Here is an 18,679-nt window from a genome sequence, read left to right as displayed (position 1 = left end):
AACTCACCTCGCTTCGCCTTCGTCTCCCGAACTCGTCAGCTGGAACCAGTAGAAGCCGTGCCCCGGCAGGGTCAGCAGGTACGGCAGCTCCCCGATGCTGGGGAACCGCACGCCGCCGGTGAGCTCCACCGGCGTGCACCCGCGGTGCACGGACAGATCCAGCTCCACCGGCTGCGGGAACCGGGAGAGGTTGTTGACGCAGAGCACGATGTCCTCGCCACCGTCCGGGCGCCGCCACCGGCGCTTGTACGCCAGCACACTCGGGTTGGACCCGCCGAGGTCGATGAAGTCGCCTTCGGCGAACGCGTGGTGCTGCTTGCGCACCTCGATCATCCGGCGGGTCCAGTTGAGCAGCGAGGACGCGTTGTTGGACTGCGCCTCCACGTTCAGGCCCTGGTAGCCGTACACCGGGTCCATGATGACCGGCAGGTAGATGCGGCCCGGGTCGCAGGAGGAGAACCCGGCGTTGCGGTCCGGGGTCCACTGCATGGGGGTGCGCACCGCGTCGCGGTCGCCGAGCCAGATGTTGTCTCCCATGCCGATCTCGTCACCGTAGTACAGAACGGGCGAACCGGGGAGGGACAGCAGCATCGCGGTGAACAGCTCCTGCTGGTTGCGGTCGTTGTCCAGCAGCGGCGCGAGCCTCCGGCGGATGCCGATGTTGGCCTTCATGCGCGGGTCCTTGGCGTACTCCGCGTACATGTAGTCGCGCTCTTCGTCGGTGACCATCTCGAGGGTCAGCTCGTCGTGGTTGCGCAGGAAGATGCCCCACTGCGTCCCGCTGGGGATCTCCGGGGTCTGGGTGAGGATCTCCGAGATCGGGAAGCGCGATTCGCGGCGCACCGCCATGAAGATCCGCGGCATCAGCGGGAAGTGGAACGCCATGTGGCACTCGTCGCCGCCGACCGCCGGGTCGCCGAAGTACTCGACGACGTCCGAGGGCCACTGGTTGGCCTCCGCGAGCAGGATCCGGCCCGGGTACTCGTCGTCGACGACCTTCCGGCAGCGCTTGAGGAACTCGTGCGTGCGCGGCAGGTTCTCGCAGTTGGTGCCCTCCTGCTCGAACAGGTACGGCACGGCGTCCAGGCGGAACCCGTCGATGCCCAGGTCCAGCCAGAACCGCAGGACGTCGATCATCGCGTTCTGGACGTCGACGTTCTCGTAGTTCAGGTCGGGCTGGTGGGAGAAGAACCGGTGCCAGTAGAACTGGCCGCGGACCGGGTCGTAGGTCCAGTTCGACGTCTCGGTGTCGACGAAGATGATCCGCGCGTCGGCGTAGCGGGAGTCGTCGTCGCTCCACACGTAGTAGTCGCCGTATGGGCCGTCGGGCTCGTTGCGGGACTGCTGGAACCACGGGTGCGCGTCCGAGGTGTGGTTGAGCACCAGGTCGGTGATCACCCGGATGCCGCGCCGGTGGGCCTCGTTGAGCAGGAAGACGAAGTCCTCGACGCTGCCGAACTCGGGCAGCACCGCACGGAAGTCGCTGATGTCGTAGCCGCCGTCGCGCAGCGGCGAGGCGTAGAACGGCGGCAGCCACAGGCAGTCGATGCCCAGCCAGGCCAGGTAGTCGAGCCGGCCGGCCAGGCCGCGCAGGTCGCCGGTGCCGTCGCCGTTGGAGTCGGCGAACGCACGCACCAGCACTTCGTAGAACACCGCGCCCTTGAACCACTCCGGGTTGCTCGGCGCCTGCTGCGCCGACCGGAAGTCCCCGGCCTGCGGTTCCACGAGCATGCCGTCGGCGGTCATCGCCTCACCGGTGTGCGGCACGCCCTCCAGCCCCAGTGCGGCTGCCGCCGCATCGCGCCGCGCGTCGGGCCGGCCCTCTTCCGCCATCTGTTCCACCTCAGTCCCTCGGATTCCTGTCCTTCCGTTCTCAGGCGGCCAGCCGTCGTCTGACCGAAACCACGTGCGCCACCGCCCGCCACGGCTCGAGCCGGACGTAGTTCGCCGGACCCCATTCCCACGTGTCGCCGGTGACCTCGTCGTGGGCGATCAGCCGCTCGTGCGGCTCGAACCCGAGCGCGCCGGTGTCGAGCCACAACGTGCCCTCCTGGGGCCCGTACGGGTCGAGGGTGACGACCGTGACCACGGTGTCGCCGGTGGCCGGGTCCTGTTTGGAGTAGGCCAGCAGCGCGTCGTTGTCGATGTGGTGGAAGTGCAGGGTGCGCATCTGCTGCAGCGCCGGGTGGGCGCGGCGGACGGCGTTCAGCTTCGCCAGCCACGGCTCCAGCGAACGCCCTTCGGCGAGCGCCCGCTCGAAGTCGCGGGGACGCAGCTGGTACTTCTCGGAGTCGAGGTACTCCTCGCTGCCTTCGCGGACCGGGACGTGCTCGAACAGCTCGTAGCCGGAGTAGACGCCCCACGTCGGCGAGATCGTCGCGGCCAGCGCGGCCCGCAGCGCGAACATGCCCGGGCCGCCGCGCTGCAGCGACTCGTGGAGGATGTCCGGGGTGTTGACGAACAGGTTCGGCCGGCCCTCGTTCCAGTGTTCCCGCAGGTCGATGGCGAAGTCGATCAGCTCCTGCTTGCCGGTGCGCCAGGTGAAGTAGGTGTAGCTCTGGGTGAAGCCGAGCCGGGCCAGGCCCCACAGGCGCGCCGGGCGGGTGAACGCCTCGGCGAGGAACAGCACGTCGGGGTGGGCGTCCTTGACCGACTGGATGAGCCAGGCCCAGAAGTCCGGCGGCTTGGTGTGCGGGTTGTCGACCCGGAAGATCTTCACCCCGTGGTCGATCCAGACGGTGATGACCCGCAGCATCTCTTCGTAGACGGCCTTGGGGTCGTTGTCGAAGTTGATCGGGTAGATGTCCTGGTACTTCTTCGGCGGGTTCTCCGCGTACGCGATCGAGCCGTCCGGGCGCGTGGTGAAGAACTCGGGGTGCTTGAGGACCCACGGGTGGTCGGGCGCGGCCTGCAGCGCGAAGTCGAGCGCCACCTCCATGCCGAGCTCTTCCGCGCGGGCCACGAAGGCGTCGAAGTCGTCGAAGGTGCCCAGTTCGGGGTGGATCGAGTCGTGCCCGCCCTCGTCGGCGCCGATCGCCCACGGCGAGCCGACGTCCTCCGGCTTGGCGTCGAGGGTGTTGTTCGGGCCCTTGCGGTTCACCCGCCCGATCGGATGGATCGGCGGGAGGTAGACGACGTCGAAGCCCATCTTCGCCACGCGGTCCAGGGCCGTCGCGGCGGTGGCGAAGGTGCCGTGCACCGGCTTGCCCCCGGCGTCGAGGCCACCGGTCGAGCGGGGGAACAGCTCGTACCAGGAGCCGTACGCGGCGCGGCGGCGGTCGACCCACACCTTGAACGGTTTGCCCTTGGTGATCAGCTCCCGCACCGGGAACTCGTGCATGACCTGGCGGACCTCGGGCGAGAGCGCCGGCCCGACGCGCTCGGCGAGGCTGCGCTCTTCGTCGCGCAGGGCCCTCACCGCGCCGGTCAGCAGCGCTTTCTCGCCCCGCCGGTCGGGGCGGCGGGAGACGCGCTCGATCAGCCGGGCGCCGTTCTCGATGTCGTTGGCGAGGTCCTCGGGGCCCTGCCCGGCGGCGACCTTCACCTCGACGGCGTGCTCCCACGTCGCCCACGGGTCGCTCCACGCGTCGATCCGGAACGTCCAGAGACCGGTGGTGTCCGGGGCGATCACCGCGGCGAACTCGTCGGGGTGGTCGGGACCGCGCGGCACCATCCGCGTCTGGCGCGTCAGCCGGTCCTCCGGGCCGCGCCACGCGACGGTGGCCGCGACGGCGTCGTGGCCCTCGCGCCAGACGGTCGCGAAGACCGGGATGTGTTCCCCCACAACGGCTTTGGCCGGATACCGGCCGCAGCTCACGCTGGGGGAGACGTCGTCGATGCCGAGCCGGCCGGTCATGGGCAACGCCCTTCGATGTGTCGGTTGGACGCAGACGGCGACAGTCTGCCTGACTCGATCAAGCGCCCACGAGGCAGGGTTCTCTATCCCTGTACCCAATCGAGACCAACCGAAACGCTGTTCCCGCAACGAATCTCCGCCAGATGTCCGGCAGGTTACGCCCACCCGTGCTTGCCGGGTCGACACGCGTGATCAGGGAGTCAACTCGCGTGATTGCCGGGTCGACACGGCGGCCGTGCCCGTGTCGACCCTTCGATCACGCGTGTCGACTTTCCGATCACGCGTGTCGACTCCCCGTTCACAGGGGCCGGCGCCCGGGGTACGCGTCAGTAGGGCTCGGGGTGGGGGTCGGCGGCCAAGCGGGGGGCGCGGAGCAGGAGGAGGGAGCGGGACCCGAGGGTCACGCGGCTCTTGGCCTCCAGGGCGCCCGGGTTGGCCGGGCTGCCGTCCGCGGTGCTCGTGTCCAGGGTCGGCTTGAACGTCTCGCCGTACTCGCGGCCGGGCAGGATGACCTCGGCCGGGCCGTCGCCGGCGTGCAGCCAGAGCAGCCACGAGTGGTCGGACACCAGCTCGCCCTCGCGGTTGCGGGCCTGGCTGTTCGAGCCGTCGATCCACATGCCGAGCGTGTGCCGGTCCTCGAACCAGTCGCTCTCGCCGAACTCCTCGCCGTCCGGGCGGAACCAGACCAGGTCCGGCTTGCCGGTCGGCGTCGTCCGGCCTTCGAAGAACTCCGGCTGCCGCAGCGCCGGGCTGTTCGCGCGCAGCCGGACGACGCGGCGGGCGAAGGCCAGCATGGCCTCGGCCGCGGGGTCGTCCGGGGTCCAGTCGAACCACGACGTCTCGTCGTCGAGGCAGTAGGCGTTGTTGTTGCCGCCCTGGGTCCGCCAGAACTCGTCACCCGCGGTGAGCATGGGGGTGCCGGTGGACAGCAGCAGCGTCGCGAACATGTTGCGGGCCTGCCGGGCCCGCAGCGCGCGGACGGCCGGGTCGGCCGTGTCCCCCTCGGCGCCGTGGTTCCACGAGCGGTTGTCGTTGGTGCCGTCGCGGTTGTCCTCGCCGTTGGCCTCGTTGTGCTTCTCGTTGTAGGACACCAGATCCCGCAACGTGAAGCCGTCGTGGGCGGTGACGAAGTTGATCGACTGCCACGGCCGGCGCAGGTTGTGGTCGTAGAGGTCCGACGAGCCGGACAGCCGGTAGGCGAGGTCGCGGACGCCGGTCGTGCCGCGCCAGAAGTCGCGCACGGTGTCGCGGTAGCGGCCGTTCCACTCGGCCCACTGGGCGCCGAAGCCGCCGACGCGGTAGCCCTCGCCGGTCGCGTCCCACGGCTCGGCGATCAGCTTGCAGCGCGAGAGCACCGGGTCGGCGGTGATCGCGGTGAGCAGCGTCGACGCCGGGTCGAACGCGCCGCCGCGCGGCCGCCCGAGCGTGCTGGCCAGGTCGAACCGGAAGCCGTCGACGCCCATCTCCTGCGTCCAGTACCGCAGCGAGTCGGTGACCAGCCGGACCACGGTCGGCGAGCCCGCTTCGAGGGTGTTGCCGCAGCCGGTGATGTCGGCCATGTGCCCGCGGTCGGTGTGCAGGTAGTACGCCGGCGCGTTCAGCCCGCGGAAGCTCAGCGTCGGCCCGTCCGGGCCGCCCTCGCAGGTGTGGTTGAACACGACGTCGAGGATCACCTCGATGCCGGCCGCGTGCAGGGCGGCCACCATCAGCCGGAACTCCTCGACCTCGTGGCCGGGTTCGCTGGCGTAGGCGGCGTGCGGGGCGAAGAAGCCGAGCGGCGAATAGCCCCAATAGTTGTGCCGCCCGGCCCGGATCAGCGACGGCTCGTCGAGGAACGCGTGCACCGGCAGCAGCTCGACCGAGGTGACGCCGAGCCGGGTGAGGTACTCGATGGCCACCGGGTGGGCCAGGCCGAGGTAGGTGCCGCGCAGTGCCTCCGGGATGAACGGGTGCTGCTGGGTGAAGCCCTTGACGTGCAGCTCGTAGATCACCGCCTCCTCGAACGGCACCTCCGGCTTGATCCCGGTGTCCGGGCCGCCCGGCGAGCTGACCACCGACAGCGGGACGCTGCCCAGGGAGTCCACAGTGGACATCGGGCCGCGCTCGGGGTCGCCGGTGAAGCCCTGGGCCGCGGTCAGGTCGGTGAGCCGGCCGGTGATCTGCCGGGCGTACGGGTCGACCAGCAGCTTGTGCGGGTTGCACCGCAGGCCGCGGGCCGGGTCGTACGGGCCGTGGATGCGGTAGCCGTACCGCTGCCCCGGCGTCACGCCGGGGACCAGGCCGTGCCAGACGCCGAACGTGCGCTCGGTCAGCGCGATCCGGCGTTCCGACCCGTCGGCGTCGACCAGGCACAGGTCGACGGCGTCCGCGACGGCGGACGTGATCGCGAACCGCACCCCGCCGGCCTCGGGGTGGGCACCGAGCGGAAAGGGGCGGCCGGCGAGGACGTGCTGGGTCGAGGGTCGTGTGGCCATTCCTGAATCGTCCCAGATCGGTGGTGGTCCGTGCGCGCCATTACCGGACAGTTACCCGGCGGCGACCCGCGTCACACGGCGGTCTCGGCCAGCACGAAGGTGTCCGGCGGCAGGTGCGCGGCGCCACCGTCCACGGTGGCCTCTCCCCAGGTGAGCAGCGACGCCGTCGCCCCGAGCGGCAGCGTCACCGGGCCGGCGCCGAAGTTGACGGCCAGCCGCAGCGCGCCGCGGTGCAGCACCAGCCAGGACCCGTCCGGCGCGGAGTCGACGCGCAGGTCCGCGACCCACGGGTCGGCCAGCTCCGGCCGCTCCCGGCGCAGCCGGATCAACGCGCGGTACAGGGCCAGCATGTCCCGGTGACCGGGACGTTCCGGCTCGGCCCAGTCGAGCCGGGAGCGCTCGACCGTGGCCGGGTCCATCGGGTCCGGCACGTCCGACTCGCCCCAGCCGTGCCGGGAGAACTCGCGACGGCGGCCCGTGCGGACGGCCTCGGCGAGCTCCGGGTCCGGGAAGGACGCGAAGAACTGCCACGGCGTGCTCGCCGCCCACTCCTCCCCCATGAACACCATCGGCGTGTACGGCGAGCAGAACAGGATCGCCGCGCCGCAGGCCAGCCGGCCCGGCGCGACCGTGGCCGAGAGCCGGTCACCGGTCGCGCGGTTGCCGATCTGGTCGTGGTTCTGCAGGTAGCCGAGGAAGCGGTGGCCGGACACGGTCCGCGTGTCGACCGGGCGGCCGTGGGTCCGCTCCCGGAACGACGACCACGTGTTCGCGTGGAAGAACACCTCGCGCAGCACCCGCTCGACCGCGTCCGGGGCGGCGAAGTCCGTGTAGTACCCCGTCGTCTCGCCGGTGAGCTTGACGTGCAGGGCGTGGTGGAAGTCGTCCGACCACTGGGCGTGCAGGCCGAAGCCGCCGCGCTCGCGGGGCGTGACCAGGCGCGGGTCGTTGAGGTCGGACTCGGCGATCAGGGTCAGCGGCCGGTTCAGGGCCGCGGACAGCGCGTCGACCTCGGTGGCCAGCTGTTCGAGCAGGTGGACCGCGCGCCGGTCGAGCAGGGCGTGCACGGCGTCGAGGCGCAGGGCGTCGATGTGGAAGTCACGCAGCCAGCTCAGGGCGTTGTCGATCACGTACCGGCGGACCTCGTCCGAGCCGGCGCCGTCGAGGTTGAGGCCGGGACCCCACTCGTTCTGCCCGGCGAAGTACGGCCCGAACTTGTCGAGGTAGGCGCCGGAGGGCCCGAGGTGGTTGTAGACGACGTCGAGCACGACGGCCAGGCCGCGTGCGTGCGCCGCGTCGACGAACCGCTTGAGCCCGTCCGGGCCGCCGTAGGGCTCGTGGACCGCGCCCCAGAGGACGCCGTCGTAGCCCCAGCCCGCGGTGCCGTCGAAGGCGTTGACCGGCAGCAGCTCGACGTGCGTGATCCCGAGGTCGACGAGGTGGTCGAGCCGGTCGATGGCCGCGTCGAACGTGCCGCCCTCGGTGAACGTGCCGACGTGCAGCTCGTAGAGGACGGCGCCGGCCAGCTGCCGCCCGGTCCAGGCGTCGTCGGTCCAGGCGAACTCGCCGTGGTCGTAGACGCGCGACTCCTGGTGGACGCCGTGCGGCTGCCACCGCGACCGCGGGTCGGGCAGCGGCTTCTCGTCGTCGAGCAGGAAGGCGTAGTTGACGCCCTCGGCGTCGGCGTGCCACCAGCCGCCGTCCGCCGCGGTCATCTCGTGCACCTCGGCGTCGACGCTCACCCGGACCCGGCGGGCGGCCGGGGCCCACACGCTGAACCTCATACGTCTCCTCGCACCAGCAACGCGACGGGGTACCGCTCGAACAGGGTGGCCAGGTCACCGGTGACCTCGCGGCCGGTCAGGACGTCGGTCCAGACGCCGGCGGGCAGGGGCAGGACCGTGTCGCGCCAGCCGCCGCCGGCCTCGAGGCCGACCGGGAGCCGGGTCACCGCGACGGCGAGATCGGGGCTGCGCGTGTAGGCCAGGCAGTGCGCCGCGGCCGGCCCCTCGGCCCGCAGCGGCCGGTAGCCGCGGAACAGCGCCGGGTGCTCCCGCCGCAACCGCAGCGCCCGGTGGACGACCAGGAGCTTCGCCGCGCCGGACGCGTCGATCTCCGGCAGCTCGCCGTCGGTGATCCGGGCCAGCAGCTCCCGGCGGGCCGCGTAGTCGACCGGACGGCGGTTGTCCGGGTCGACCAGCGAGAAGTCCCACAGCTCGGTGCCCTGGTAGACGTCGGGGACGCCGGGCGCGGTGAGCTGGACGAGCTTCTGGCCGAGCGAGTTCGCGTAGCCGGGGCCCTCGATGCGCTGGACGAACGCCTCGACGTCGGCGGCCAGCTCGGAGTCGTTCACGACGTCTTCGGGCCACGCGGCGACGTCGGCCTCGAAGGCCTCGTCGTGGTCGGTCCAGCTGGTCCGGAGCTTGGCTTCCTTGGCCGCCTTGTCCAGGTAGTCCCGCAGCCGGGCCGGTTCGATCGGCCACGTCGACACGAGCGTCTGCCAGGCCAGCAGGTTCAGCGACGGTTCGTCGATGCCGCGCCGCGCGGTCCACCGCCGGACGGCCTGGGCGAACTCGCCGGGTACCTCGGCCAGCACCGCCATCCGCGCGCGGGTGTCCTCCGAGCGCTTGGTGTCGTGCGTGGTCAGCGTGGTCATCGCGGCCGGGTAGCCTGCCTCGCGCTCGGCGGCCAGCCGGTGGAACTCCTCGACGTCCAGGCCGAAGCGGTCCGGGTTGCCGCCGACCTCGTTGAGCGCGGCAAAGCGCGTGTAGCGGTAGAAGGTCGTGTCCTCGGTGCCCTTGGCCACGACCATGCCGGACGTCTGCTGGATGCGGGTGGCCAGCTCGCCGTCCGGGTTCTTCCGCACCGCGGCGTCGAGCGCCGCCAGCGGCTCGGCGAGGTCGGGCCGGGCGCGGCGGGCCCCGTCGATCGCGGCCGTCCAGTGCGCCGCGCCTTCGGGCAGGTACGAGCGGTAGACGGGGAAGGCGATCATGGTCTCGGCCACCGCCTGCCGGGCCTGCTCCGGATCGACGTCCGGCAGCTGCGCGGCGATCCGCCGGACCTCGGCGACCAGGATGCGGTCGGTGACCAGGCGGCGGGCCTCGGCTTCGACGCGGTGGTAGCCGGTCTTGACGCCCAGTTCGTCCGCCAGTGCGGTGAAGTCCGGCTCGCCCGCCGGGTCGATGAACACGCCGGCGATCTCGCGCAGGGCGTCGTAGCCGGTGGTGCCGTCGACCGGCCAGCTCTGCGGCAGCGGCTCGCCGGGGTGCAGGATCTTCTCGGCCACGATCCACGCGTCCGGCGCGTTCTCGCGCAGCCGCCGGAAGTAGCCACCGGGGTCGGCGAGGCCGTCGGGGTGGTCGATGCGCAGGCCGGTGACGTCGCCGTCGGCGACCCACCGCAGCACCTCGCCGTGCGTCTCGGCGAACACCTTCGGGTCTTCGACGCGGACCGCCGCCAGTGTCGTGATGTCGAAGAACCGGCGGTAGGTCAGTTCGGCGTTGCCGCGGCGCCAGCCGATCAGGCGGTAGTGCTGGCGCTCGTGGACCTCCTGCGGGGTGCCTCCCCCGGTGCCGGGCGCGATCGGGAACCGGTGGTCGTAGTAGCCGAGCTCGTCGCCCTCGACCGACAGTTCACCCACTGCGTCGTCGTCGCCGAGGACCGGCAGCAGGATCGGGCCGCGGTCCCAGTCGACGTCGAAGAAGGAGGCGTACTCGGAGTCCCGGCCGTGCTGCAGGACGTCCCACCACCAGCGGTTCACCTTCGGCACTTCGACCGACATGTGGTTCGGCACGATGTCGACGACGAGCCCCAGCCCAAGCTCCTTCAGCAGCGCGGCGAGCTCCTGGCGCGCCCCCTCACCGCCGAGCGCGGGCCGCGCGTGGGTCGGGTCGACGACGTCGTAGCCGTGCGTCGAGCCGGGCGCCGCGTCCAGCACCGGCGACGCGTACAGCGCGCCGATGCCGAGGTCGCGCAGGTAGCCGGCGATGCCGGCCGCGTCGGCGAACGTGAACTCCGGGCGCAGCTGCACCCGGTAGGTCGACTCGGGGACCGTCATTCGGCTTCCGTCTCCGTCCGTTGCAGCACGATCAGGGACCGGGCGGGCAGGGTCAGCCGGCCGCCGCCGTCGATCGGCTTCGCGTCGGCGGGTTCGACCTCGCCGGTCGCGGTGTCGACCACGACGGTCCAGCTTTCGCCGTAGCCGTTGCCCGGCAGGGTGGCGTCGATGTCCTCGTGATGGGCGTTGAAGGCGAGCAGGAACGAGTTGTCCTCGACGTGCATCCCGCGCTGGTCGAGGTCGGGGATCGCCTTGCCGTTGAGGAAGACGACGACCGCCTTGCCGAAGCCGTCGTCCCAGTTCTGCTCGGTCATCTCTTCGCCGGCCGGGGTGAACCAGGCGATGTCGCCGAGCTTCGCGCCCTTGCCGACCGGGCCGCCCTGGAAGAAGCGGCGGCGGCGGAACACCGGGTGCCGCTGCCGGAGCGCGGTCAGCCCGCCGGTGAACTTGACCAGGTCCGCGTTTTCCTTGGCCAGTTCCCAGTCCATCCAGGACAGTTCCGAGTCCTGGCAGTAGACGTTGTTGTTGCCCTGCTGGGTGCGGCCGAACTCGTCGCCGTGCAGCACCATCGGCACGCCCTGGGACAGCAGCAGCGTGGCCAGCATGTTGCGCTGCTGCCGCGCCCGCAGCTCGAGCACCCCGGCGTCGTCGGTCTCGCCCTCGACGCCGCAGTTCCACGACCGGTTGTCGTCGGCGCCGTCGCGGCCGTCTTCGCCGTTGGCCTCGTTGTGCTTTTCGTTGTAGGAAACCAGGTCCCGCAGCGTGAAGCCGTCGTGCGCGGTGACGAAGTTGATCGACGCGAACGGGCGGCGGCCGTCGTCCTGGTAGAGGTCGGACGAACCGGTGATCCGCGAGGCGAACTCGCCGAGGGTGGAGGGCTCGCCGCGCCAGAAGTCGCGGACGGTGTCGCGGAACTGCCCGTTCCACTCCGTCCACAGAGGCGGGAAGTTGCCGACCTGGTAGCCACCGGGGCCGACGTCCCACGGCTCGGCGATGAGCTTCACCTGGCTGACGATCGGGTCCTGCTGGACCAGGTCGAAGAACGTCGACAGCCGGTCGACGTCGTAGAACTCGCGGGCCAGCGCCGAGGCGAGGTCGAACCGGAAGCCGTCGACGTGCATCTCCGTCACCCAGTAGCGCAGCGAGTCCATGATCAGCTGCAGGGTGTGCGGGTTGCGCACGTTCAACGAGTTCCCGGTGCCGGTGTAGTCCATGTAGTACTCGGGCTCCCCCTCGACCAGGCGGTAGTAGGCCTCGTTGTCGATGCCGCGCATCGACAGGGTCGGCCCGAGGTGGTTGCCCTCGGCGGTGTGGTTGTAAACCACGTCGAGGATCACTTCGATCCCGGCTTCGTGGAAGGCCTTGACCATGCCCTTGAACTCCTGGACCTGGCCGCCCTCGCCGGGCATCGCCGCGTAGGCGTCGTGGGGCGCGAAATACCCGATCGTGTTGTAGCCCCAGTAGTTCGTCAGCCCCTTTTCGGCGAGGCCGTGGTCGGTGACGAACTGGTGGACCGGCAGCAGTTCCACCGCGGTGACGCCGAGCTTCTGCAGGTGCTCGACGACGGCGGGGTGCGCGAGGCCGGCGTACGTGCCCCGCAGCTGGTCGGGCACGAACGGGTGATGCACGGTCATGCCCTTGACGTGGGCCTCGTAGATGACCGTCTCGTTGTACGGCCGCTTCGGCTGCCGGTCGTTGCCCCAGTCGAAGAACGGGTTGGCCACCAGCGAATACGGCACGCGGCCGGCGCTGTCGTCGTCGTTGCGCTCGTCCGGGTTGTCGAACTTGTAGCCGAACAGCGACTCGTCCCACTTCACGCCGTGCGAGACGGCCTTCGCGTACGGGTCGATGAGCAGCTTGTTCGGGTTGCAGCGCAGGCCGCGCTTCGGGTCGTACGGGCCGTGCACGCGGAACCCGTAGCGCTGCCCGGGTCCGATGTTGAGCAGGTAGCCGTGGTGGACGAAGCCGTCGACCTCTTCGAGCGCGTAGCGCGTCTCCTTGCCCTCGGCGTCGAACAGGCACAGTTCGACGCGCTCGGCCACCTCGGAGAACAGGGCGAAGTTCGTCCCGACTCCGTCGTAGGTGGCGCCGAGCGGGTAGGGCGTTCCGGGCCAGGGCCGCACTGGGTCTCTCCTCGAGCTTGGGTCGTGCCGGTGGCGTCCGCGGACGCGTACCACCGGGCGGGGTGCTCCGCGAGGTGGCCGTTACCGGGGCAGCGGCCGGGCCGCCGCCAGCGGTGCGACCGCGGCGCGGACCCCCTTCGCGGTGAAGAAGCCGTCGACGCTGACGGGCAGGCGAATCCGCCAGTTAGGGTACTGGTCGACGGTTCCGGGCAGATTCGGCTGCCGCACCTGGCCCGCCACGTCGGCCGGCGAGGTCAGCACCAGCCGCGACGCGGCCTTCGCGAGCAGGGTGTGCAGCGCGACCACCGGGTCGTCGTCCGGGATCCCTTCGCGCGCAAGGAGTTCGAACAGCGCCCGGCGCTCCTCGGCGGCCGCTGCCTCCTCCGCCTCGACACCGCGGTCCAGCAGGCCCAGCTCGGCCCGGACCCGGACGTGTTCGCCCTTCAGCCAGCCGGAGACAGTCGGCAGGTCGTGCGTGGAGATGCTGGCCATCGCGTCCGGGTCCCAGCTGTCCGGCCGGGTGAACGGCTGGCCGGGCGCGTCCCAGTCGCGCTCGAACCACAGCACGGCCGAGCTGAGCATCCCCCGGTCGTGCATGGTGTCGGTGACGACCTCCTCGACCGTCCCGAGGTCCTCCCCCACGACCACCGCGCCGGCGCGGTGGGCCTCGAGCGCGAGCACGCCGACCATCGCTTCGGCGTCGTAGTGGACGTACGTGCCGCGGTGCGCGGGCTCGCCCGGCGGGATCCACCACAGCCGCCACAGCCCGGCGATGTGGTCGACGCGGATGCCGTCGGCGAACCGCAGCACGCCGCGGACGACGTCCCGCAGCGGCGCGTACCCGGCCTCGGCCAGCTTGTCCGGCCGCCACGGCGGCAGGTTCCAGTCCTGGCCCTGCTGGTTGAACGCGTCCGGCGGCGCCCCGACCCGGACGTCGGCGGCGAAGACGTCCCGCACGGCCCAGGTGTCGGCCCCGCCGGGGTGCACGCCGACCGGCAGGTCGTGCACGATCCCGACGGTCATCCCGGCGTCCCGCGCGGCCTGCCGCGCCGCCGCCAGCTGGACCCGGCAGAGGTGCTGGAGCCACGTGTGGAACGCGACGCGCTCCTTCAGCTCTTCGCGCGCCTTCGCGGTGGCCGGCCCGGCCGGGTCGCGCAGCTCCTCCGGCCAGTCCCGCCAGTCACCGCCGTGGCGCTCGGCGAGGGCGCAGAAGAGGGCGAAGTCCCGCAGGTCGGCGTCTTCGGGCACCTCTTCGACGCGGTGCGGCCACAGCAGCTCGAGGGCGGCCCGCTTGGCGGTCCAGACCGCGTCGTAGTCGACCAGCTCGCCGTCGCGGTCGGGGGCGAGGGACTCGACGGCCGCCCGGGTGCCCGCGTCGGCCCGCTCGAACGTCTCGGTGGCGGTGACGCGCAGGTAGACGGGGTTGGCGAACCGGCGGCTCGCGGGCGAGTACGGCGAGCGTTCGACGGGGTGGGCGGGGCTGATGGCCTGGACCGGGTTCACCAGCAGGACCCCGGTGTCCAGTTCCGCGGCCGACCGGGCGGCGAAGGTGGCGAGGTCGGCGTAGTCGCCGATGCCCCACGAGCCGGCCGAGTGCAGGGCGTAGAGCTGCAGCATCCAGCCCCAGGCCGGCCGGACCTGCGGCAGCTTCGCCGGCACGACCGCCAGGACGACGTCCTGCTCGGCGGTGACGACCCGGTGCCAGCCGAGCGGCAGGTCCGCCGGCAGCTGCGTGCCGACCCGCCGCCGGGTGCCGTCCTCGAGGACGACTTCGGCGTCGACGCCCAGTTCCCGGCCGGCGCCTTCCCGCACGACGATCGTCGGCGGCAGCGCGGTGGGCGCCTCGCGGGCGGCGGCCAGCGCGGCGGCGATGGCGTCGGCACCGGTCGCGTCGACCCCGAACTGGCCGAGGACGGCGACGACGACGTCGTCGTCCACGTCGACCCACTCCCGGTCGGCGTTCTCGTAGCGGGTGGCGACTCCGTGGTGGTCGGCGAGCTCGTGCAGGGCGCTGCGGGCGGGGATCTCTTCGGGCACGGGACCCAGCATTCCGGTGCGGGGGCGTTCCCGCCATCTGCGCGGGCCACGTCACTCCGCCGTCCCGCGGCCGCCGCCCCGCACCCGGCCGCTACCCCCGTCCGGAAGGACGGCCCGACCCGGGAAAACCCGTCGCCGATCTGCGGGAACGCCCGTGACCTTCTAACTTCTCCCCATGGGTGAGCGGCGGACGCTGAACGTGGACGAGGTCCTGGCACGCCAGGACTCCGGGGACCTCAAACGGCGGCTGCGCGGCCGCGACCTGATCGGATTCGGCGTCGGGATCATCATCGGCACCGGCATCTTCACCTTGGCCGGCGTCGAGGCGAAGACCCACGCGGGGCCCGCCGTGACGTTGTCGTTCGTGCTCGGCGCGGTCGTCGCCGGGCTCGCGGCGCTGTGCTACGCCGAGCTCGCTTCGAGCGTCCCGACGGCCGGCAGCGCCTACACCTACGCCTTCGCCACCCTCGGCGAGGTGTTCGCCTGGATCATCGGCTGGGACCTGCTGCTGGAGTTCGCGCTCGGCGCGGCGGTCGTCTCGCGCGGCTGGTCCGGGTACCTGGCGAACCTGCTCGGGCTGTCGCCGGAGTGGTTCGGCGAGGACGCGAAGGTCAACGTCGGCGCGGTGCTGATCATCGCCGTGCTGACCGTGGTCGCCGTGCTCGGCATCAAGGAGTCGGCGTGGCTGACCAACCTGCTGGTGTGCGTCAAGGTCGCCGTCTGCGTGCTGGTGCTCGGGGTGGGCCTGTTCTTCGTCAGGAGCGCCAACCTCACGCCGTTCATCCCGCCGGCGCACGCCCCGGCCGCCGGGACCACGGCGCTGGAGCAGCCCCTCGTGCAGGCCGCGCTCGGCCTGCAGCAGTCGGTCTACGGCATCGCCGGCATGATCACCGCGGCGGCCGTGGTCTTCTTCGCCTACACCGGTTTCGAAGCGCTCGCCAACCTGGGCGAGGAAACGCTGAACCCCCGCAAGGACCTGCGCGTCGGCATCCTCGGCGCGCTGGCTGTGTGCGCCCTGCTCTACATCGGCGTCTCGATCGTGCTGACCGGCATGATCCCGTTCACCGACATCGACACGGGCGCGCCGCTGGCCGACGCGTTCGACCGGGTCGGCCAGCACTGGGTGGGCGCGCTGATCTCGCTCGGCGCGGTGACCGGGCTGACGTCGGTGATGATGGTCGAACTGGTGACGATCGGGCGGATCGGGTTCGCCATGGGCCGCGACGGCCTGCTGCCGAAGGCGCTCGGCACCGCGCACCCGCGCTGGGGCACCCCGCACCGGATGACCGTCGGCGGCGCGGCGCTGATCGCCGTGCTGGCCGCGTTCATCCCGATTTCGGAGCTGGCCGACATGGTGAGCATCGGTGCGCTGTCGGCGATGATCATCGTCGCCGTGGCGGTCCCGGTGCTGCGCCGCCGCCGTCCCGACCTCGACCGGCCGTTCAAGGTGCCGTTCTCCCCGGCGGTCCCGGTGGTGGCCGCGCTGGCGTGCCTGTACCTGATGCTGAACCTCAACGTGCTGACGTGGCTCCGGTTCGCCGCGTGGCTGGTGATCGGCCTGGTGATCTACTTCGCCTACGGCCGCCGTCATTCCCGCTTCGCGGCGCCGGTCAGTCCCAAAAGGACGGAGTGAGCCCGGCACCCCGGGCGGCCGCGCGCACGACGGCGGCCTGATCCGGGTCGACGACCACGAGGACGCCGAGACCGGCCAGCGCCGCCGTCACCCATTCGACCGGCTGGTCGTGACGGCCGTCGTCGCCGAGGGACGGATAGGTGTCCACAATGGACAGCAGAGTGCCCTCGGCGCCGATGCGGATGCCCGCGAGGAGCACGAAGTGCCCACCGGGCGGCCGCCACCGGGACGTCCACAGTGGAGGGACACCGGTGTCGAGGTAGTCGAGCAGCGCGCGTTCCGGCGTGTCGTGGGCCCCGAGCTCGGCACCGTCGATCCGCGCGAGCACGGCGACGCGCGGGACGTCCCACAGCCCGACGAGCAGGTCGAACAGCGCGCCGGTGGTCCACTCCCCGGTCACCGGCACGGCGGCGAGCGCGCCCCGCGACAGCTCCTGGATGGCCGCCGCCAGCCCGGAGACCCGGGTGCCGGCCGCGGCCGGATCGTCGACGACCGGCAGCGGCAGCCGGAAGCCGCGCCGTCCCGGTTCGCCCGGCGGCCGCACGGCCGGGCCCCGCACCGTGCCCGCGGCCGCCGCGACGGCGTCCTGATCGGGCACATCGAGCCCGGCGGCCCGCAGCGCGGCGAGCCCGCAGAACGCCGCGGCCAGGCCGTCCTTCTGGGGCAGTTCCGCCTGGGCCACCGCGGCCAGCCGGGCACCACCCGGCAGCCACCGCACCCCGGACAGGTCGAGCTGCCCGCCGTCGATCCCCGAAGTCATCGGTCCCCTCAGAACCTTGTTCGCCGGCGGCCTGTCGCCGAAGCGGACGCCGCCTCGGTGGTGGCCACCCGCTTTCGTGCCGCCCGGGGTAAGTATCCCGGGCGGGGGCGGAGGGGGCCATCACGATCCGGTGCTGGCCGCCGGGGCTTCGGTACGGGTGGGGCTCGGTACGGGTGAGTTCGATACGGGGGTTCCGCACGGGTGGAGTTCGGGCGAGCGGCGACGGCCCGGCCTGGCCCGGCGAAGCCCGCCGCCGCAGGGCCCGCCCTCCCTGGGGGATCCGCCCCGCTCCAGCGTATCGAGGCCGACCGACGGAAACGGTCGAAAACCGCTCACCGAGGCCTCGCTGCCCACATCACGGGGGACCTGTGGACAACCCGGCGGCGAGTGCCCCGAACGGGTACCTCACGTGCCCGCTGCGGGGCCGAGCGGCTGAAGCCGGACCGACGGCCACCCGGACCCGGCGCGCGGAACACTCGAGCCATACCCGCCCCGGGGGGCGAGGGGCGAGGGGCGAGAAGCAACGGCAACGGCAACTGGCGACGGGCGACGGGCGACGGGCAGCATCCCCGCTCTTCACCCAGGCACTTCCCCTCTCCCCCGTCCCCTCACCCAGGCGGCTCCGCGACCCCCGCTTCCTCCCGGCTCCGCAGCCCCACCCCCGCCACCACGGCCAGCGTCCCGACCGCCTCCACCACCCCGGGCACCTGCCGCAAGAACAAGAACCCCATCACCCCCGCGGTCACCGGGAGCAACGCCAGCAGGGTCGCGAACCGGGCCTGGCCCACCCGGCGCAGCACCACCTGGTCCAGCGCGTACGGCACCACCGTCGACAGCACGCCGACCCCCACGCCCAGCAGCAGCAACCGGGGTGAAGACCACATCGGGCCGGTGCCCAGGGCCAGCGGGGACAGCACCACCGTTCCCGCCGCGAAGCCGATCGCCAGGCTGTCGATCCCGTCGCCGTCCGTGGCGACCTTCTTGCCCAGGAGGATGTAGCCCGCCCAGGCCGCCGCCGCGCCCAGGGCGAACACCACGCCCCAGAAGCTGCCTTCGAGGCGGACGTCCGCGATCGCCACCACCCCCGCCGCCACCAGGACCAGCGCCAGCACGTCGCGCACCGTCCGGGAACCCAGGGCCGCCACCACCACCGGGCCGGCGAACTCCATCGCCACCGCCGTGCCCAGGGGCAGCCGGGCGATCGCCTCGTAGAACAGCACGTTCATGCCCGCCGTCACCACGCCGAACACCGCCGCCAGCAGCAGGCGCCGCCCGCGCCACGCCGCGCGGCCCGGGCGGCGCCACGCCAGCAGGACCACCGCCGCGCCCAGGCAGCGGAGCCAGGCCACCCCCGCGGGGGATGCGTGGCCGAAAAGCCCGACCGCCACCGCCGCTCCGGCGTACATCGAAATTCCGCTGAGAACGAACAAGAGCGGGGCGGGGACCGCGGAAAGCCGTCGCGGGGAAGTCACCGTACTCACCACCCCATGGTGCCTGACCACGGAAAACGTAACTCTCCGGGTAATCGTCTCCTGGAATGCGGGATGCCGCTACGGCATCCGGGGTAAATCGACGTGACTCAGGTCCCACCGGCGCGGGAACACTTGCGAGCCGCGAAACGTCTGGAACAGTGGAAGCACGAACACGCGGAGCCGGCGGCGATCGCCGCCACCGGCATCAGTGCCAAGTGGGCGTAGCTGGATCGATGGCACCGGGCGACCGGTGCCGGGACGGAGGGA

The 18,679-nt window shown here is 71.9% G+C and carries 10 protein-coding genes; 1 reads left to right on the top strand and 9 read right to left on the bottom strand.

The window, feature by feature from the left end:
- Positions 1-3 precede the first annotated feature (3 nt).
- From treS to malQ, 7 genes are all read right to left on the bottom strand, one after another.
- Positions 4-1,833 (bottom strand): maltose alpha-D-glucosyltransferase, encoded by a 1,830-nt coding sequence (treS, locus tag ACLJOU_RS42870; protein ID WP_410575021.1) that lies wholly within the window; start codon positions 1,831-1,833, stop codon positions 4-6.
- Positions 1,834-1,873: 40 nt separating this feature from the next.
- A complete protein-coding gene (locus ACLJOU_RS42865) occupies positions 1,874-3,856 on the bottom strand; it encodes a maltotransferase domain-containing protein (protein ID WP_410575020.1) in 1,983 nt (660 codons plus the stop codon).
- A 326-nt stretch (positions 3,857-4,182) separates the two neighbouring features.
- On the bottom strand, positions 4,183-6,330 hold the full coding sequence (gene glgX, locus ACLJOU_RS42860) for a glycogen debranching protein GlgX (protein WP_410575019.1): 2,148 nt from the start codon (positions 6,328-6,330) through the stop codon (positions 4,183-4,185).
- A gap of 71 nt (positions 6,331-6,401) precedes the next feature.
- Positions 6,402-8,114: a malto-oligosyltrehalose trehalohydrolase gene (gene treZ / locus ACLJOU_RS42855; RefSeq protein ID WP_410575018.1), complete on the bottom strand. Its 1,713-nt coding sequence runs from the start codon at positions 8,112-8,114 to the stop codon at positions 6,402-6,404.
- The gene (gene treY, locus ACLJOU_RS42850; protein WP_410575017.1) at positions 8,111-10,387 is read right to left on the bottom strand and encodes a malto-oligosyltrehalose synthase; all 2,277 of its coding nucleotides are present in this window, start codon (positions 10,385-10,387) and stop codon (positions 8,111-8,113) included. Before treY ends, treZ begins: the two co-directional genes overlap by 4 nt.
- On the bottom strand, positions 10,384-12,510 hold the full coding sequence (glgX, locus tag ACLJOU_RS42845; RefSeq protein WP_410575016.1) for a glycogen debranching protein GlgX: 2,127 nt from the start codon (positions 12,508-12,510) through the stop codon (positions 10,384-10,386). Before glgX (ACLJOU_RS42845) ends, treY begins: the two co-directional genes overlap by 4 nt.
- A gap of 81 nt (positions 12,511-12,591) precedes the next feature.
- Positions 12,592-14,559, bottom strand: a complete 1,968-nt coding sequence (gene malQ / locus ACLJOU_RS42840; RefSeq protein WP_410575015.1) for a 4-alpha-glucanotransferase — start codon at positions 14,557-14,559, stop codon at positions 12,592-12,594.
- Positions 14,560-14,746: 187 nt separating this feature from the next.
- On the opposite strand from malQ, the gene ACLJOU_RS42835 reads away from it, so the two are divergent.
- Positions 14,747-16,180, top strand: a complete 1,434-nt coding sequence (locus ACLJOU_RS42835) for an amino acid permease (RefSeq protein ID WP_410575061.1) — start codon at positions 14,747-14,749, stop codon at positions 16,178-16,180.
- Here ACLJOU_RS42835 and ACLJOU_RS42830 read toward each other — a convergent pair.
- Together ACLJOU_RS42830 and ACLJOU_RS42825 are read right to left on the bottom strand one after the other, a co-directional pair.
- Positions 16,158-16,940, bottom strand: a complete 783-nt coding sequence (locus ACLJOU_RS42830) for a DUF6885 family protein (protein ID WP_410575014.1) — start codon at positions 16,938-16,940, stop codon at positions 16,158-16,160. The two genes, ACLJOU_RS42835 and ACLJOU_RS42830, sit on opposite strands and share 23 nt — an antisense overlap.
- A gap of 608 nt (positions 16,941-17,548) precedes the next feature.
- Positions 17,549-18,346, bottom strand: coding sequence for an EamA family transporter (locus ACLJOU_RS42825; protein ID WP_410575013.1), 798 nt, complete (start codon positions 18,344-18,346; stop codon positions 17,549-17,551).
- Positions 18,347-18,679: the final 333 nt, after the last annotated feature.

It is taken from the genome of Amycolatopsis sp. cmx-4-61 (assembly GCF_046548775.1).
Classification (GTDB): domain Bacteria; phylum Actinomycetota; class Actinomycetes; order Mycobacteriales; family Pseudonocardiaceae; genus Amycolatopsis.
This window is presented reverse-complemented; position numbering and strand designations above follow the sequence as displayed.

Excerpts from the sequence above, each read along its gene's own strand:
- treS (WP_410575021.1), bottom strand. The coding sequence starts at position 1,833 with ATGGCGGAAGAGGGCCGGCCCGACGCGCGGCGCGATGCGGCGGCAGCC.
- ACLJOU_RS42865 (WP_410575020.1), bottom strand. The coding sequence starts at position 3,856 with ATGACCGGCCGGCTCGGCATCGACGACGTCTCCCCCAGCGTGAGCTGC.
- glgX (WP_410575019.1), bottom strand. The coding sequence starts at position 6,330 with ATGGCCACACGACCCTCGACCCAGCACGTCCTCGCCGGCCGCCCCTTT.
- treZ (WP_410575018.1), bottom strand. The coding sequence starts at position 8,114 with ATGAGGTTCAGCGTGTGGGCCCCGGCCGCCCGCCGGGTCCGGGTGAGC.
- treY (WP_410575017.1), bottom strand. The coding sequence starts at position 10,387 with ATGACGGTCCCCGAGTCGACCTACCGGGTGCAGCTGCGCCCGGAGTTC.
- malQ (WP_410575015.1), bottom strand. The coding sequence starts at position 14,559 with ATGCTGGGTCCCGTGCCCGAAGAGATCCCCGCCCGCAGCGCCCTGCAC.
- ACLJOU_RS42830 (WP_410575014.1), bottom strand. The coding sequence starts at position 16,940 with ATGACTTCGGGGATCGACGGCGGGCAGCTCGACCTGTCCGGGGTGCGG.
- ACLJOU_RS42825 (WP_410575013.1), bottom strand. The coding sequence starts at position 18,346 with ATGTACGCCGGAGCGGCGGTGGCGGTCGGGCTTTTCGGCCACGCATCC.